The organism is Yersinia sp. J1 (assembly GCF_050586585.1).
GTDB classification, from domain to species: Bacteria; Pseudomonadota; Gammaproteobacteria; order Enterobacterales; family Enterobacteriaceae; genus Yersinia; species Yersinia entomophaga.
In genome coordinates, this window is sequence record NZ_JBOBDP010000003.1 from 65,934 (window position 1) to 83,384 (window position 17,451).

Below are 17,451 nucleotides of genomic sequence, written 5' to 3' on the forward strand. Positions count from 1 at the left end.
AGCAGTGAATGACGAATTACTTGGTCATTTTCTTGTACTTAATACGGTGCGGTTCTAAGGCATCAGCGCCCAGCGTCCGCTTTTTCCACTCTTCGTATTCAGTAAAGTTACCTTCGAAGAATTCTACTTTCCCTTCATCCTGATAATCGATGATATGGGTAGCAATACGGTCGAGGAACCAACGGTCATGGGAAATAACCATCGCACAGCCCGGGAATTCCAGTAAGGCGTTTTCCAGTGCGCGCAGGGTTTCAATATCCAGGTCGTTGGTGGGTTCATCGAGCAGCAACATATTGCCGCCAACCTGCAACAATTTTGCCAGATGGATACGACCACGCTCACCGCCGGACAGCTCGCCGATGCGTTTGCCCTGATCGACACCTTTGAAGTTAAAGCGACCAACGTAGGCGCGGCTTGGCAATTCAAAGTTACCGATCTTCATGATGTCCTGACCGCCGGAAACTTCTTCCCACACGGTTTTGCTGTTATCCATGCTGTCGCGGAACTGATCGACAGAGGCTAACTGCACGGTTTCACCCAAGGTTATGGTGCCGGAATCAGGCTGTTCCTGACCGGACAACATACGGAACAACGTAGATTTACCCGCGCCGTTCGGCCCGATAATACCGACGATGGCGCCTTTCGGCAGTGCAAAGGTCAGATCGTCAATCAGCAGGCGGTCGCCATAGGATTTGCTCAGGTTCTGAACTTCCAGCACTTTGTCGCCTAAACGTGGACCAGGTGGAATGAACAACTCGCTGGTTTCGTTACGTTTTTGGTATTCAACGCTGTTAAGTTCTTCAAAGCGAGCCAAACGTGCCTTGCCTTTAGCCTGACGGCCTTTCGGATTCTGACGAACCCATTCCAGCTCTTTCTCGATAGATTTACGACGAGCGGCTTCGGAAGAGGCTTCCTGCGCCAGACGAGCGTCTTTCTGCTCCAGCCATGAGGAGTAGTTGCCTTCCCACGGAATACCTTCGCCGCGGTCAAGTTCGAGAATCCAGCCAGCCACGTTATCCAAGAAGTAACGGTCATGGGTAATCGCCACAACGGTGCCTTCATAGTCGTGCAGGAAGCGCTCCAGCCAAGCCACGGATTCGGCATCCAGGTGGTTGGTTGGTTCGTCCAGCAGCAGCATGTCCGGTTTTTCCAGCAGCAGGCGGCAGATCGCCACGCGACGACGCTCACCACCGGACAGATTGGCAATTTTGGCATCCCAAGGCGGCAGACGCAGCGCATCGGCAGCGCGTTCCAACTGATTATCCAGATTATGGCCATCGTGAGACTGGATAATCGCTTCCAGCTCGCCTTGCTCTTTCGCCAGCTTATCGAAGTCGGCGTCTGGATCGGCATACAGCGCGTAGACTTCGTCCAAACGAGTCAGCGCGCGTTTAACTTCGCTAACGGATTCTTCTACCGCTTCGCGTACCGTTTGTTCCAGATTCAGTTGAGGTTCCTGCGGCAGGTAACCGATTTTCAGGCCTGGTTGAGCGCGCGCTTCGCCTTCGATGTCGGTATCTACACCGGCCATAATGCGCAACAGGGTAGATTTACCGGAACCGTTCAGACCCAATACGCCGATTTTGGCGCCGGGGAAGAAGCTCAGGGAGATGTTTTTCAAAATATGACGCTTCGGCGGAACCACTTTGCCAACGCGATGCATGGTATAGACGTATTGAGCCACGTTGCTCTAGCCTCTCTATATCAGTTTTTATTAGGATGTCTGGTGCGGAGTGTAGCCCGTTTCGATAACGGATCCCATACATCCTTGAAGATAACGGAGTATAACCTTTTTGCGGGAGCGGCGGGCTGACCGCCCCCACAGAATGGGCTTATTCAGGTATCAGGGCGCGGTGACGACCATTGCCACGCGACGGTTTTCGGCTCGGCCTTTGGCCGTGCGGTTATCGGCAACCGGATTTAGCTTACCAAGCCCGCGAACTTCGATATTGGCTTTCGGCATACCGATGGAAGACAGGGTATTTGCGACGGCGCTGGCGCGGCCATAAGACAGTTGGTTATTGTAACTATCTTCACCCATTGAATCGGTGTGTCCGTCCAGACGAATATGGCTGATACCAACGTCCATCAAGGCGTGGCCGATTTTCTCTACGGTTTGCTCTCCCTGAGCATTCAGTTTCCCAACGTTGCTGCTAAATAGCACCTTATCTGACAGGCCAAATTCCCAACCGTTGTCCGTTAGTTTGAATCCCTGTTCCTGTAGAGCCGCTATTTGCTCCGCTGTCAGACCCTGAGGCTTATTCTGACAACCCGCTAGCAGCAATAACCCCAACGCCATCAAGCCAATCCACAGGCTACTCCTCAACTTTTGCATTGTAAGACCTTATTCTTTTACGCTGTGTATGTCAGGCTTTGGGGCAGAATCACCCGGCCGCCTCCATGATAATTGTTCTTCGCCAAATACATGGCCTCATCCGCACGCTGTAACAGTTCTACTGGCGTTTGCGCGTGTTCCGGATAGAACGCAATACCAATACTGATTGATGTTGTGATATCCGTGCCGTCAGGCAGTGTAATTGGGTGAGCCATACAATGAATGATATTGTCCGCGATCGATAATACATCATAGCTATTGCCGATTGACGTCAGTAGCACGGCAAATTCGTCACCGCCCAGACGAGCAACAAAATCAGTTTCACGTAATTGCGAACGGATACGTTCAGCCATGGTGATGAGTACGACGTCACCGGCGGCATGGCCATAATTATCATTAATCTCTTTGAAACTATCGGCATCGAGGAACATCAATGCCACCATATCCTTATCAGCGCATTCATTGAGCGTGCGGTTCAGGCTGACTTCAAAAAAGGCGCGATTGGCAAGCCCGGTCAGGCTGTCATGAGTCGCTCTATGGGTCAGGAAATCATTTTCCTGCGTTAAATGTGCCTGCCAGACTTCCAGCTCTTCCAGCAGCCCATTGAAATCGTTACTTAACTCATTAAGTTCTTTGATATGAGCCGATGGAACTCTTTGGCCAAAGCTACGATGCAGGCTCACATCGTGCGCCACTTCGGTTATACGGTTCAGCGAGCCGACAATTCTGCGGAGCATTCGGCGAGAAAGGAACAGGGCGACTAGCGTGCTGGCAATGATACCGGCTAGCATGGCAATCACCCCGCGCAACAGGAAACTGAGCAGGCTGCCGCCGTGGCCGACAATAATAATGGTACCTATGCGTTCACCGCTGTGCATGATAGGCAGTTCTACCGGGCCACTCAGTGCCCAATGGGCAACGCTTTGCTCCAGCTGGTGGAACGGGCCGTGGGCGGGTAGCGACCAACTGGCTATTAGCTTGCCATTGGCATCAACTATTTTAGCTTCGGCCACTTCTTCGCTGGCTGCAATCAACGCCAACGATTCATTGGCGGCAATATTATCGCCGAAAACTACGGCGGCTTCGGTGGTATAGCTAATTGAGCGGGCGATCAAATGCAGGTTGTGGTCGGCGTAAACACGCAGGGAAAAAATGGCAACCAGAGTAATAAAGATACCAGCCATCCCCACGGCAACCAGAGCCACGGTTAAATGTATGCGTTGAAGTATTTTCCCTAAGCTAGGTAATTTTACACGACGTTTATTTATTCTTTTAATCAGTCTCATAAACCATCAGCCTTCTTACGGGCGAGTTGCAGTACGCTCGGATGAACACGAACTCCTGTACGTGCTAACGCATCCATATTAACCTTAAAAGATGCCTGGTTATCTTCCACTAACAGACAAAAGGCGCTGCCGGTGGCGCATTCAGAATAATCCTCACTGATTGTCAGTATCGGATGACCTTGAGTGCGATTAATTAACTCCAACCGCTGCTCTGCAGTGGCACTTCCCAAATAAATAGCATCGCATTGGCTTGAAATAGCCGGGCTGGCAAACGGGAATCGCTCGACTTTAATTGGATGTTGCGTTGCCATTAACGCCGGGTTAAACAGGCCTTCTGCATAGTTGGTCGGGGCGACAACACATAACCTAATGACCTGCGGAGTCACCGGCCAGCGGGCATAGCTGATAATCCCCAAAACCATTTTGGTTGCGGCATCTGTCCGCGCCTGTATCACGTTCGCATTGGCAGGTTCTTCCGCCGATCTGGCGCCGGTAGAAAATACGAACGTAAATACAATCAATAGATACTGACAAATACGCCCAAAATGCCAGGGAGGCATAACGTATTGATCATTCTTACTGACGCCGTTGATTGCGCAAGTCGAGGTGGTCATTTTTGCGCTTCCTGTGGATCGGCCCCGGAAATATAAACAGGCAACATAGTCAGTGAGAAAAAGTCATTTTATTATCGGCGCTTAGATTTACCGTTTTTATTCTCTCTGATTGTATTACAAGATCACATTGTTGCAATGCTCGTCATGGTATCGGCAGGGCAGGGAATTTTCTTAAATATTTTCATTTCAGGGAAAAACCGCCCGGTTTTAACACCGGGCGGAGAAAGAAAGCGGGAAATGGTCAAACAGACTTTATGGAAGGTTTAAAACGCTGGATAACCCATTTCTCTATTTCAACAATAATGAAGATGGCAAGACCCACCAGTAATGTCAGGCCCCAGTAATAGGCTGGCAGAGGTTCGGTTCCAAAGGCTGTGTTCATAAACGGCAGATAGATAATTGCCAGTTGCAGCAAGATTAGAACGCCGGAAACCAGCCACAGACCTTTGTTAACGAACAACTCTTTGTTCAGCGGGAAGCGATCCGCCACGCGGCAGTTAAACATGTAAATCCACTGCGCGGTAACCAGCGTTTGCATGAGCACTGTACGGATAAATTCGGTGCTGTAACCTCGAGGTTCCAGATAAGCTTCCAGAATAAAGGCACTGATAGCAATCAAAGTACCGACAAAGGCGATACGCCAGATAGCGTGGCCGTCCAGTACATGGCGCGAAGGATCTCGCGGATTGCGGTTCATGATGCCTCTTTCTGCCGGTTCAAATGCCAGACCGAAAGAAAGCGTAGTAGAGGTCGCCATATTCATCCACAGAATTTGCAGCGGCGTTAACGGAATGACCGCCCCGGCAAGAATGGCAAAGATGATTAGCAGCCCCTGCGCCAGGTTGGTTGGCAGGATAAACAGGATGGTTTTCTTCAGGTTATCGTAAACCCGACGCCCTTCTTCTACCGCACTGGCGATGGTGGCGAAGTTATCATCAGAGAGCACCATATCGGCAGCTTCTTTAGTCACTTCGGTTCCTTTGATCCCCATCGCGATACCCACATCCGCCTGTTTCAGCGCCGGTGCATCGTTGACGCCATCGCCGGTCATGCCAACGATTTCACCTTTGGTTTGCAACGCTTTTACCAGACGCAGCTTATGCTCCGGGCTGGTTCGGGCGAAGATATCGTAACGAACCGCGGCTTCGGCCAGTTCCTCATCGTCCATATGTTCCAGCTGACTGCCGGTAATGGAATCCGTGCCGTTGCCTATTCCCAGTATCGCGCCAATTGCCATGGCGGTTTCCTGATGGTCGCCGGTGATCATTTTCACGCGAATACCGGCCTGCTGGCAGGTGGCTATCGCATCAATGGCTTCAGGGCGCGGCGGATCCATCATGCCGGCAATACCGACAAACACCATACCCTGTTGAATATCGGCATGATCCAGGTTGCTAATGCCCTCGTCAGTAGGTCGGAACGCCGCAGCCACCATACGCAAGCCCTGCTTGGCATAGCGAGCCATTTCAGCTTCCCAGTAATCGCGGCGGAACGGAGCGACGCCGTTTGCCGTCAGTTCCTGCTGGCAGAAGGTAAATAGTACGTCCGGCGCGCCGGTCAGGAAGATGCTGTTTTCCGACTGAATCTGATGGCTGGTGGCCATATATTTATAAGCGGAATCAAAAGGAATTTTACCGAGTTGATTAACCTGACCCAGCTCAATGCCGGATTTCGCCGCCAGTACTTTTAGCGCCCCTTCGGTTGGGCCGCCGGTAATCACCCAATGACCCTGATCGTTTTTCTGGATCTGGCTGTCATTACATAAATTCACCGCAGTGATGAATGTTTTCAGCGTTGGGTTTGCAGCTAAATCGGCCTGCTGGTCGCTGCCTTCCTGATAAATATTGCCAACGGGCTCATAGCTTTCACCTTCAACGCGATAGCAATGGTCGGCCAAAATTACCGCTTTCACGGTCATTTCGTTCATTGTCAGGGTGCCGGTTTTATCGGAACACACCACCGTCATTGCACCCAAAGTTTCTACCGTTGGCAGCTTACGGATAATCGCCCGTTTACGCGCCATGGACTGAACGCCCAGCGACAAAATAATTGAGATAATCGCCGGTAAGCCTTCCGGAACCGAGGCCACGGCCAGACTGATCAGCGCCAGCAACAGTTCATCAACCGGCAGGTCGCGTAGGATAAAGGCAAAAACAAACAGTACGGCCATCATCACCAGAATCAGGATGAAGATAGCTTTACCGAGGCGATCCATTTGCTGCAGTAGCGGAGTTCGGGTCGATTCAACGGTAGACATCATCTGGTTGATATGACCCAGCTCGGTGTCACCACCGGTGGCAATAACCACGCCTTTGGCCGTACCGGCGCTAATGGTGGTACCGGAAAACAGCAGATTTTTACGATCGCCAATAACGGATTCGCTTTCTATGACTCCGGTTTGTTTTTCCACCACCGTCGATTCGCCAGTAAGAATAGCTTCTTCGATCTGTAGGTTGTGGCCCTCCAGCAAACGCAGGTCAGCAGGAATTTTGTCACCGGGTTTCAGGGTAACGATATCGCCCGGCACCAGATCTTTTGCATCAATGGTTTGCGTAATGCCATCGCGAATAACCACGGCTTTACTGGAAAGCATGTTCTGAATGCTTTTCAGGGATTTCTCGGCCTTATTTTCCTGAACAAAACCGATCAGGGCGTTAATGACCGCGACGCATAAGATGATTATGGTATCGACGGAATGCCCCATCAGTCCTTTAACCAAGGCTGCGGCGAGCAGGATATAAATCAGAACATCATTAAAATGGGCAAGGAATTGGAGGAGGGGATGCTTGCGTTTCTTTTCTGGCAAGGCATTAGGCCCGTGCTTTTTTAGGCGTTTTGCTGCCTCCTGCTGGCTCAGACCTTCTGTAGTGGTATTGAGCTGCTCTAAGCTCTCATCCGTCGTGAGCTGATACCAGGTTTTGCCCGATGGGGGCGGCGAGGCTGACTTTTGGTTTGGTGTGTTATGCATTGAAGGAACCTTCTCCAAAGAATTAATAAATCTAAAATTAGCCGTCCTTGTGTCCTTTATTTACCGGAAAATAATGCCGGTTTAACGTCAAGCCAAAATACCTTTTGCCTTACGCTGTGAACACCTATAAGTTAATTATTTGATTTTTAAATAAAAATTAAATGCTAATGGGTTGAACAGAAACAGTGAAACAGCATAGTTATAGTGAGGAAGGATAGTAGATAATTATCAGTTTACTGCCTTGATCTGAGATAATAAAAATTAAGTAACAGAATGTTCCTATAGGCGCAGAACCTGAGTTTAGGCGCGATTTTTGCTACTGATATCTCTACAGTTACTTGCGTTATCGCTAAAAAATTTAACACCCAATCTCTCAGCTTCATTGGTAATTTATTTCGTTCAGCGGATAAGATGAATATGAATAGCCACTATTATAAAAAGGTTATTATTCCGTTCGTATTCCTAATTATGTGCTTATCTTCATTAAGCAAAACGTGGATTCTTCATAATAAGAATATCTGCAAAAGTGGGTAAAGACGCTGGAACATAGTGGCATATCGAGCGAAACTCTCAGCCAGCCTGAATTTGAAGCTCTGAACTAATTATGACTATGCTAATCAGAAGATCCGGTGAATATGACGTACAGCCAACAACCAGTGAGGAAACAGTAAGTATGGATAAGTGGCGATACCTGGCGATTGGCGTGTGTCTGGTGACAGCATCAGGAGCGGCGTCAGCAGATTCTCTTGATGCCCAACGGCAGCGCTATCAACAAGTTAAACAGGCGTGGGATAGCAACCAGATGGCAACGGTGGAACAGCTGTTACCAACGCTGCGCGATTATCCTTTGTATCCCTATCTGGAATATCGTCAGTTGACGCAAGATCTCGGCCAGGTCAGCGCGGCACAGATCAGTGATTTCCTTAACCGTAATCCAACGCTGCCGCCAGCGCGTTCGTTATCCTCGCGTTTTGTTAACGAGCTGGCGAACCGTGAAGATTGGCGTGGGTTATTGAGCTTTAGCCCACAGCCACCGAAGCCGGTAGCGGCTCGTTGTAATTATTACTATGCCAAATGGGCGACCGGCGAGCAGCAGGTCGCCTGGGACGGTGCCAGCGAAATCTGGTTGAACGGCCAGTCTTTACCGGGTAGCTGCGACAAGCTGTTTACGGTTTGGCAGCAGGCAGGGCACCAAACACCGCTGGCAACGCTGGCGCGGATGCGTTTGGCGCTCAAGGAAGGGAATGCCAGTCTGGTCAACTTCTTGCTGAAACAATTACCGAGTGATTATCAAACCATGGGGACGGCGCTGGCGAAGTTGCAAAGCGATCCGGCCAGCGTGGAAAGCTTTGCCCGCACCGTAGGGCCGACAGATTTTACCCGTTCTGCCACCATTATTGCTTTTACTCGCTTAGCGCGTCAGGACGTGGAAAACGCCCGCGCCATGATTCCCACGCTGACACGACTACAGAAGATGAGCGAGAAAGATAAACTGGAGCTGGAAGAGGCGGTTGCCTGGCGTTTGATGGGCAATGATGCCACTTACGAGCAGGCGAAATGGCGTGATGAAGTCACGTTGCGCAGCCACGCCACGCCGTTGCTTGAACGCCGTATTCGCATGGCGTTAGGCACCGGTGACCGTAAAGGGTTACAGGCATGGCTGGAGCGTTTACCTGCGGATGCAAAAGATAAAGACGAGTGGCGCTACTGGCGTGCAACCTTGCTGATTGAGCAGGGAAATAAAGCCGAAGGCGAGGCGATACTGCGTGAGTTGACCAAAGCTCGCGGTTTCTACCCAATGGTGGCGGCACAAAAGCTGAATATACCTTATCCAATCATGGTTGAAGTGGCGACCAAACCCGATACCTCATTGGCGGACAGCCCGGAAATTGCTCGGGTTCGCGAACTGATGTACTGGAATATGGATAATCTGGCACGTAACGAATGGAGCTATCTGGTCGCCAGCCGTAGTAAACCGCAGCAGGAAGCTCTGGCGCGCTATGCCTTTAACCAAAAGTGGGCCGATCTGAGCGTACAGGCGACGATAGTGGCGAAACTTTGGGATCATCTGGAAGAGCGCTTCCCTCTGGCCTGGCCGCAAGAATTCCGTCGGGCAACGGAAGGCAAAGGCATTACTCCAAGTTATGCGATGGCTATTGCCCGACAGGAAAGTGCATGGAACCCGAAAGCGCAGTCTCCTGTGGGAGCCGCAGGTTTAATGCAGGTGATGCCACGTACCGCAGATCATACGGTAAAACTGAATAATATCAGCGGCTATGTGAACAGCAGCCAATTGCTCGATCCGGTCACAAATATCGAAATTGGCACCAGCTATCTGGAAGAGGTCTATCAGCAGTTTGGCCGCAACCGGATTCTCGCCAGCGCGGCGTATAACGCCGGGCCATCGCGAGTGAATACCTGGCTTGGAAATAGCGCGGGGCAGATCGATGCCGTTGCTTTCATTGAAAGTATTCCTTTCTCTGAAACGCGCGGCTATGTCAAAAACGTCTTGGCTTACGACGCTTTCTATCGTCACTTTATGCACCGTCCGGCAAAGGTGCTGAGTGATGCGGAGTGGCAGAGGCGTTATTGATTTTTGCCAGTTTATGCTATGCTGCTGTACTAGTTAAATAGTATGGCAGCATACCATGACCGAAAATGTCGTAATCGATCCCGCTCTTTCCGCTGAAGATAACCAGAACTGGTTAAGCTTTATTGCGCTGCTGCAACAGGCCGTTGCGCAAGATCTTCACCAACCGTTGTTGCAACTGATGCTGACGCCCGATGAGCGTGCGGCTTTGGGGACGCGCGTGCGTATTATTCAGGAGTTAATGCGTGGTGAATTGAGTCAGCGGGAACTGAAGAACCAACTCGGCGCCGGTATTGCTACCATTACCCGAGGTTCTAATAGCCTGAAAGCCTCGCCACCGCAGCTGAAAAGCTGGTTGGAAGCGCAATTACTCAATAACGAATCGTCGTCGCAATCCTGAAACGATTGAAACGTCAGGTAAAGATTGAGCCTTTGCCTGACGCTCTATTGCCTAATCAGCTTTCCAGATAGACCGAGTTATGGAAAGGAACTAAAGCAAGTACTAACGCTTGATGGTAAACGCTGGTGCGTGACAGTTTACCATCGGTAAAGACTCCAATCGCACCACCCTGACGTTTCACTTCCGCATTACCTGTCAAAAGTGCCATTTCGTCGCCTAGTTCACGACCTTGATTAATTCCTTGTAATATAATTTGCGGTAGCATCAAACTGGCTGAGCGGGATTCTCCCCGCTGCTGCAAGTGTTCAACGACTATCCAGGCAAAGGTCATATTATCTTCGATACCGGCTTCGACCCCGACCCAAAAATCTGCTTCCGGCTTTATCTGACGTGCTGCGGCGACCCGCTGGCGTGCTCCGGTGCGGGTTTCGTCACTGCCAATTGGCTGGAGGGATACGCCGCTATCGACGTTGATACCTTCGATATGGCAGGCGTCTGCGCCAAAAACATCGTTGAAGGCGAGAGTGATAGCCCTGATCTTTGCAGGGTTGGTAGTTGCGGCAACAACATGGTACATAATGAGCTTAAGTATCCTTTAGCTAATTTTACGCAGTATAACGGAAATCAGACATGTTACAGGTATATCTCGTTCGTCATGGCGAAACCGAATGGAACGCGGCCCGCCGTATTCAAGGGCAATCAGACAGCCCGCTGACCGCAATCGGTGAACATCAGGCTCGTCTGGTCGCACGTCGGGTGAGCAGTGAAGGTATCACCCACGTCATCACCAGCGATTTGGGACGTACGCGACGCACGGCAGAAATCATTGCCGATGCCTGTGGCTGTGACGTTATTGTTGAGCCGCGTCTGCGTGAATTGAATATGGGCGTGTTGGAGGAGCGTGGCATCGACGGCTTAAACGCGCAGGAAGAACGGTGGCGCAAGCAGATGGTCGATGGTACTCCTGATGGGCGTATTCCTCAGGGTGAATCCATGGCTGAACTGGCGGCCCGTATGCGTGGGGCTTTGGAAAGCTGCCTTGAGCTACCTCCGGGCAGCAAACCGTTGTTGGTTAGCCACGGTATCGCGTTAGGTTGCCTGCTCAGCACTATTTTGGGGTTGCCGCCCCATGCTGAGCGACGCTTGCGTTTGCGCAATTGTTCGCTATCCCGCGTGGATTATCAGCAAAGTCCGTGGTTGGCATCAGGTTGGATAGTTGAGACCGCGGGCGATATCACGCATCTGGATATGCCCGCGTTGGACGAATTACAGCGTTAACGTCGGATAGGAATCAGATATTCGCAGTGTAACACCTTCGGAGGCTGGTCTTGTGGCCGGCCCTGAGGGAAGAAACGTTCGATATCATAGCCTTTGCGGCGAGTCATCTCCGACAGCGGCAGGCAGGTACCATACAGTGTCAGAATAAAGTCCTGTAGCCCTTCCGCCGGCCCTTCATAGATAAACTTAACGTATTCACCGCCCTGCAAAATAACCGGCTGGCCTTCAGTTACGTTGGCTGGAGTATGTTGAGGCTCAATGGCCGTGGTGTAGAATATCTCCTGCTCATCATCTTTTTCCTGATTTGGCCGGGAATGATGCAAGCCGTACAGTACCGGCGGCAGCTTATCCGCACCGCCAAGATATTGATGCCAGAAATGAGAGCGCAACTCGGTTCGGAACGTGGAAATTTGTTCCAGCGTGCATGAATAGCTTTGGGTTAAACCAACCAAATGCTGTTCTGGCAAGGTAATAAACTCGGCCTGAGGCAGGGTATAAGACCCCAACCGAATAGGCGGGCAGATGCCTAAGGAATGCCAGTCTTCCGCTCGACGATAGAGCGCAGGCGTTTGCGCAAACTGTTTTTTGAATGCGCGAGTAAAGGTTTGCTGGGAGTCGAAACGGTATTGCAGTGCAATATCCAGAATGGGCCGACTGGTTAGACGCAGCGCAACCGCAGCTTTAGATAGTCTTCTTGCTCGGATATAGGCACCAATAGCGTTACCGGTGACGTCTTTAAACATCCGTTGCAAATGCCATTTAGAGTAGCCTGCCTTGGCGGCGACATTGTCCAGTGATAAAGGCTGGTCTAAATGACTTTCTAGCCAGCTAAGCAGATCACGAATGATACTGGCTTGATCCATAGATCTTCCTCATAAAGCGGCCTGGATTAAAGTAATAGCTTGAGAGCTGAAAATTAGCTCCGCCGCATAGTAGCAATTTTTTTTGTCTCAGACTGCTTAAGATTTTTATTAGCAACTGTGCTAAATAATGTTGTTAAGCTGGCGAAAGCTTATTTCCAATGAATATCTTATTATCAGTACAAAAATTTAACTTTGCGTAATCTATCGGGTGTAATGGAGTAAGTGTATGAAAAAAAATTGGATATTGCTTTGCGGACTACTTTCTTTTGGCGCCATGAGCGTGCATGCGGAAGAGGTTGGCTCGGTGGATACGGTATTTAAGCTGTTTGGCCCTGACCATAAAATCGTCATTGAAGCCTTCGATGATCCTGATGTTAAAAATGTAACTTGTTATATCAGCCGTGCAAAAACCGGTGGAATCAAGGGCGGATTAGGGCTGGCAGAGGATACTGCCGATGCGGCTATCTCCTGTCAGCAGGTCGGACCGATTGAGTTATCAGAGAAAATCAAGAAAGGAAAATCTAAAGGGGAGGTGGTCTTCCAGAAACGCACTTCGCTTATTTTCAAAAAGCTTCAGGTCGTTCGTTTCTACGATGCAAATCGTAACGCTCTGGTGTATCTGACTTATTCTGACAAAGTCGTTGATGGTTCACCGAAGAATGCTATCAGCGCCGTGCCGATTATTCCTTGGACGCACGCCAACCCATAACGAAGAATTATAAGCAAAAAAAAGCCAGCACTTCAGCGCTGGCTTTTTTATAAAGTTGATAACCGGTTGATTACTCTTCCAGATCGCCACAGAAACGATAACCTTCGCCATGGATAGTAGCGATGATTTCTGGCGTATCCGGAGTGGATTCGAAATGTTTACGAATCCGGCGGATGGTAACGTCAACCGTACGGTCATGAGGTTTCAGCTCGCGGCCGGTCATTTTCTTCAGCAATTCGCCACGGGATTGAATTTTCCCTGGGTTTTCGCAGAAGTGCAGCATGGCGCGGAATTCACTGCGTGGCAGTTTATAGTGTTCGCCAGCAGGGCTGATCAGTGAGCGGCTATTGATGTCCAGCTCCCAACCGTTAAATTTATAGCTTTCAACCAGACGACGCTCTTCGCCCACGCTACCCAGATTCATGGTGCGTGACAGCAAGTTACGTGCACGAATAGTTAATTCGCGCGGATTGAAAGGCTTGGTGATGTAGTCATCAGCACCGATTTCCAGACCGAGAATCTTATCCACTTCATTATCGCGGCCAGTCAGGAACATCAGCGCAACGCTTGCCTGTTCACGAAGTTCCCGAGCCAACAATAAACCATTCTTGCCTGGCAGATTGATGTCCATGATAACCAGGTTGATATCATTCTCAGACAGAATGTGATGCATTTCAGCGCCATCATTGGCTTCATGAACTACGTAGCCTTCCGCCTCGAAAATGCTCTTCAGGGTGTTACGAGTGACTATCTCGTCTTCTACGATCAGAATGTGCGGGGTCTGCATGTTTGCTACCTAAAATTGCCAACAAAATAGAAATAGGAAGTACAGAAGTCTTTGTTACATAGGAATTTTTATTGACTTGTAACTCGTCATCCTATTTATCACATGACTAAAGTACGTAAACGCGTTCTTGATGCACTTTCCATCAACGTCAACAACATCGCTAGCTTGGTCGGGGTGTTACTCCCTACAGCCCCAAAGGTGACAAAAGCGGCGCATATCCTAACCCTATTAACAGCAACATAACAGTGTGAGCCGAATCTACCACCCAACAAAACTACGCTTTGTTGACATATATCAAATTCAATTGTAGCACGTTAACACTTTTGTGAAAAACACTTACAAGAATACCAGCTTAAGTGATAGTTGGTTAAAATAACTGATCGTTTCAGTGTATTTAATATTAAAAAAATCGGTTTATGTATAGGTGAATAATTTAATTTGTAATGCATTGATTTTTATTGTTTAAAATCAACATATTCTGAGTATCAGCCGTCAGTCATGATTTTCAACGTTGGGCCTCTCTTTCACTCAATAGATAAGATAAATTACCGTAAATGTTATATAAATGTAAACGGCCCGTCCGTTATATTTACATCAGCAGCGTTGCGGTGAAAAACAGCTTATTCACGTCCCATGCTCCCCAGGGAGGTCACCCGTAGCCAAACGTCCTTATTGCCTCGCTTTTTCCCCCTTTGGCTCTATAGGAACGAAAGAAGGAACGAAACACGCTTTCTCATTATTTGACGAAATGTCACCGTCGGCTCGCACAGAAAACAGAAAAAATGCTGCTGTACATACTAGGGATAAAATTCGCCTGCCTGGCTATATATTCCTTAATTTGTGATTTTATCGGTTTTTACTGCTTTTAATTTCTTTTTTATAGAATTTAAATTCTTTGATACCGATGCTTAATTCCGCGAGCCAGTTAACAAAAAAGTTTGACTTGGGTCGACTATTGCTTTAACCAATAGAGGGACAGCTTCAATTATGAAATGAGACAGACAGAAAACATGCGATTCATCAGCCTGACTACAACGATTATTACCACCACCGAAACCACAGGTTACGGGGCGGGCTGACGCGTACAGGAAACACAGAAAAAAGCCCGCATCTAAACAGTGCGGGCTTTTTTTTCGGCATAAATTCAGGAGAGAATCAGAAATGCGAGTGCTGAAATTTGGCGGGACCTCAGTTGCAAATGCGGAAAGATTTTTGCGCGTTGCCGATATTATCGAAAACAATGCGCGTCAGGGACAGGTCGCGACCGTACTGTCTGCGCCAGCTAAAATCACCAATCATTTGGTTGCGATGATTGATAAGACCGTGGCGGGGCAGGACATCTCTCCTACCATGAGCGATGCCGAAGCTATCTTTGCCGATCTGTTACGCGGCCTGTCAGAAGCGCAACCGGGTTTTGCCTATGATCGTTTAAAGGCTCTGGTTTCCCATGAATTTGCGCAACTGAAACAAGTGCTGCACGGAATTTCCCTGTTGGGGCAATGTCCGGACAGCATTAATGCGGCGATTATCTGCCGTGGCGAGAAGCTATCCATCGCGATGATGGAAGCGGTATTTCAGGCCAAAGGTTACCCGGTGACGGTAATCAACCCGGTTGAGAAACTGTTGGCGCAGGGCCACTATCTGGAATCTACCGTTGATATTGCCGAATCTACTCGGCGCATCGCCGCCAGTGCGATTCCAAACGACCATATCATCCTGATGGCCGGTTTCACCGCCGGTAACGATAAAGGGGAACTGGTGGTTTTGGGGCGTAACGGCTCTGATTATTCCGCCGCGGTTCTGGCCGCCTGTTTACGCGCAGACTGTTGCGAGATATGGACTGACGTCGACGGTGTGTACACTTGCGATCCGCGCACCGTGCCCGACGCCAGATTGCTCAAGTCGATGTCTTACCAAGAGGCGATGGAACTGTCCTATTTTGGCGCCAAAGTTCTCCACCCCCGCACCATCGCTCCGATTGCCCAGTTCCAGATTCCCTGTCTGATAAAAAATACCTCTAACCCGCAAGCTCCCGGCACTTTAATCGGTGGCGATAACAGCGATGACGCTTATCCGGTGAAAGGTATTACTAACCTGAATAATATGGCGATGATTAACGTCTCAGGGCCAGGAATGAAAGGCATGGTCGGCATGGCAGCGCGGGTCTTTGCCGTGATGTCACGCAGCGGAATTTCCGTGGTGTTAATCACTCAATCCTCTTCTGAATACAGCATCAGTTTCTGCGTACCTCAGGGCGAGCTGGCGCGTGCTCGCAGGGCGCTGGAGGAGGAGTTTTACCTCGAATTAAAAGATGGTGTACTCGACCCGCTGGACGTCATGGAGCGGCTGGCGATTATCTCCGTTGTCGGCGATGGTATGCGTACTTTGCGCGGTATTTCAGCGCGCTTCTTCTCCGCGCTGGCGCGAGCCAATATCAATATTATCGCTATTGCACAAGGTTCTTCCGAACGATCCATTTCCGTGGTGGTGAATAATGATTCTGTGACCACCGGCGTGCGGGTTTGCCACCAAATGCTGTTTAATACCGATCAGGTTATTGAAGTGTTTGTGATTGGCGCAGGCGGCGTCGGCAGTGCGTTGATCGAGCAGATCCACCGTCAGCAGCCTTGGCTGAAGCAAAAGCATATTGATTTACGCGTCTGCGGGATTGCCAATTCTAAAGCGTTGCTGACCAATGTCCACGGCATTGATTTGGCGAACTGGCAGGAGCAACTGGGCGCGGCTCAGGAGCCTTTCAACCTGAGCCGTTTGATTCGTCTGGTTAAGGAGTATCATTTACTGAATCCGGTTATTGTGGACTGTACTTCCAGTCAGGCCGTGGCCGATCAGTATGCCGATTTCTTGTCCGATGGTTTCCACATCGTGACGCCGAATAAGAAAGCCAACACCTCATCGATGAATTATTACCGCCAGCTCCGTGCTGCTGCGGCTAAATCCAGCCGTAAATTCCTGTACGACACCAATGTGGGCGCAGGCCTGCCGGTTATCGAGAATCTGCAAAACCTATTGAACGCCGGTGATGAGCTGGTGCATTTCTCCGGCATCCTTTCCGGTTCGCTGTCCTTTATCTTCGGTAAACTGGATGAAGGCATGTCGTTATCAGAAGCTACGCTGCAAGCCAAAGCTTTAGGTTATACCGAGCCCGATCCGCGCGATGATCTCTCCGGGATGGATGTTGCTCGTAAGCTATTGATTTTGGCTCGAGAAGCGGGTTACAAATTAGAACTGGCTGACATTGAAGTTGAATCCGTATTGCCACCATCTTTCGATGCCAGCGGCAATGTGGAAAGCTTCCTGAAACACCTGCCATCGCTAGACGCAGAGTTCGCTCGTCGGGTCGCTGATGCAACCGCGCAGGGCAAAGTGTTGCGCTATGTCGGCGTGATTGAAGACGGCCGCTGTCAGGTTCGTATGGATGCGGTCGATGACAACGATCCGTTGTATAAAGTCAAAAATGGTGAGAATGCGCTAGCCTTCTACACTCGTTACTACCAGCCAATTCCTTTGGTCTTACGTGGTTACGGTGCGGGTAACGATGTTACCGCAGCTGGCGTATTTGCCGATTTGTTACGCACATTATCCTGGAAGCTGGGAGTTTAA

Annotated in this window: 15 protein-coding genes and 1 other annotated feature; of the genes, 7 read left to right on the top strand and 8 right to left on the bottom strand. The window is 49.8% G+C overall.

From position 1 onward, the window contains the following. Window positions 1–16 precede the first annotated feature (16 nt). The 5 genes from ettA to ACQ4OC_RS07410 all read right to left on the bottom strand — a co-directional run bounded on the left by ettA (window position 17) and on the right by ACQ4OC_RS07410 (window position 7,203). Window positions 17–1,684: an energy-dependent translational throttle protein EttA gene (gene ettA, locus ACQ4OC_RS07390; RefSeq protein ID WP_049598991.1), complete on the bottom strand. Its 1,668-nt coding sequence runs from the start codon at window positions 1,682–1,684 to the stop codon at window positions 17–19. Between the two features lie 159 nt (window positions 1,685–1,843). Beyond that, the gene (locus ACQ4OC_RS07395) at window positions 1,844–2,335 is read right to left on the bottom strand and encodes an OmpA family protein (RefSeq protein ID WP_430971053.1); all 492 of its coding nucleotides are present in this window, start codon (window positions 2,333–2,335) and stop codon (window positions 1,844–1,846) included. 17 nt (window positions 2,336–2,352) lie between these two features. Further along, window positions 2,353–3,621 carry a diguanylate cyclase domain-containing protein gene (locus tag ACQ4OC_RS07400; protein ID WP_064516303.1) on the bottom strand — a complete coding sequence of 423 codons (1,269 nt, stop codon included), beginning with the start codon at window positions 3,619–3,621 and terminating at the stop codon, window positions 2,353–2,355. Beyond that, window positions 3,618–4,235, bottom strand: coding sequence for a YfiR family protein (locus ACQ4OC_RS07405; RefSeq protein ID WP_064516305.1), 618 nt, complete (start codon window positions 4,233–4,235; stop codon window positions 3,618–3,620). The genes ACQ4OC_RS07400 and ACQ4OC_RS07405 overlap by 4 nt, the downstream gene beginning before the upstream one ends. Before the next feature lie 241 nt (window positions 4,236–4,476). Next, window positions 4,477–7,203: a cation-transporting P-type ATPase gene (locus ACQ4OC_RS07410; RefSeq protein ID WP_430971055.1), complete on the bottom strand. Its 2,727-nt coding sequence runs from the start codon at window positions 7,201–7,203 to the stop codon at window positions 4,477–4,479. A gap of 673 nt (window positions 7,204–7,876) precedes the next feature. Between ACQ4OC_RS07410 and sltY the strand changes: the two genes are divergently transcribed. Both sltY and trpR read left to right on the top strand, forming a co-directional pair. Further along, the gene (gene sltY, locus ACQ4OC_RS07415; protein ID WP_120805184.1) at window positions 7,877–9,796 is read left to right on the top strand and encodes a murein transglycosylase; all 1,920 of its coding nucleotides are present in this window, start codon (window positions 7,877–7,879) and stop codon (window positions 9,794–9,796) included. A 55-nt stretch (window positions 9,797–9,851) separates the two neighbouring features. Continuing rightward, window positions 9,852–10,193 (top strand): trp operon repressor, encoded by a 342-nt coding sequence (gene trpR, locus ACQ4OC_RS07420; protein ID WP_064516310.1) that lies wholly within the window; start codon window positions 9,852–9,854, stop codon window positions 10,191–10,193. A 55-nt stretch (window positions 10,194–10,248) separates the two neighbouring features. Here trpR and yjjX read toward each other — a convergent pair whose 3' ends face one another. Continuing rightward, window positions 10,249–10,770, bottom strand: a complete 522-nt coding sequence (gene yjjX / locus ACQ4OC_RS07425) for an inosine/xanthosine triphosphatase (protein WP_064516312.1) — start codon at window positions 10,768–10,770, stop codon at window positions 10,249–10,251. 53 nt (window positions 10,771–10,823) lie between these two features. Here yjjX and gpmB point away from each other — a divergent pair, with 53 nt between their 5' ends. Beyond that, window positions 10,824–11,471 (top strand): 2,3-diphosphoglycerate-dependent phosphoglycerate mutase GpmB, encoded by a 648-nt coding sequence (gpmB, locus tag ACQ4OC_RS07430; protein ID WP_064516313.1) that lies wholly within the window; start codon window positions 10,824–10,826, stop codon window positions 11,469–11,471. Here gpmB and robA read toward each other — a convergent pair. After that, a complete protein-coding gene (robA, locus tag ACQ4OC_RS07435; RefSeq protein WP_064516315.1) occupies window positions 11,468–12,334 on the bottom strand; it encodes an MDR efflux pump AcrAB transcriptional activator RobA in 867 nt (288 codons plus the stop codon). The genes gpmB and robA overlap by 4 nt on opposite strands. Before the next feature lie 226 nt (window positions 12,335–12,560). Between robA and creA the strand changes: the two genes are divergently transcribed. Beyond that, a complete protein-coding gene (gene creA / locus ACQ4OC_RS07440; RefSeq protein ID WP_064516317.1) occupies window positions 12,561–13,043 on the top strand; it encodes a protein CreA in 483 nt (160 codons plus the stop codon). 70 nt (window positions 13,044–13,113) lie between these two features. On the opposite strand, the gene arcA is transcribed toward creA, so the two are convergent. Next, entirely contained in the window at window positions 13,114–13,830 is a 717-nt protein-coding gene (gene arcA / locus ACQ4OC_RS07445; RefSeq protein ID WP_004706052.1) for a two-component system response regulator ArcA, read from the bottom strand. A gap of 102 nt (window positions 13,831–13,932) precedes the next feature. Between arcA and ACQ4OC_RS07450 the strand changes: the two genes are divergently transcribed. The 3 genes from ACQ4OC_RS07450 (at window position 13,933) to thrA (ending at window position 17,451) form a co-directional block, all read left to right on the top strand. Next, entirely contained in the window at window positions 13,933–14,073 is a 141-nt protein-coding gene (locus ACQ4OC_RS07450) for a hypothetical protein (RefSeq protein ID WP_235600971.1), read from the top strand. A gap of 767 nt (window positions 14,074–14,840) precedes the next feature. Beyond that, complete coding sequence (gene thrL / locus ACQ4OC_RS07455; RefSeq protein ID WP_120805398.1) at window positions 14,841–14,909, top strand: thr operon leader peptide; 69 nt, start codon at window positions 14,841–14,843, stop codon at window positions 14,907–14,909. After that, window positions 14,848–14,965, top strand: a sequence feature (Thr leader region). (Overlaps the previous gene by 62 nt.) A gap of 26 nt (window positions 14,966–14,991) precedes the next feature. Further along, the gene (gene thrA, locus ACQ4OC_RS07460) at window positions 14,992–17,451 is read left to right on the top strand and encodes a bifunctional aspartate kinase/homoserine dehydrogenase I (protein ID WP_064516319.1); all 2,460 of its coding nucleotides are present in this window, start codon (window positions 14,992–14,994) and stop codon (window positions 17,449–17,451) included.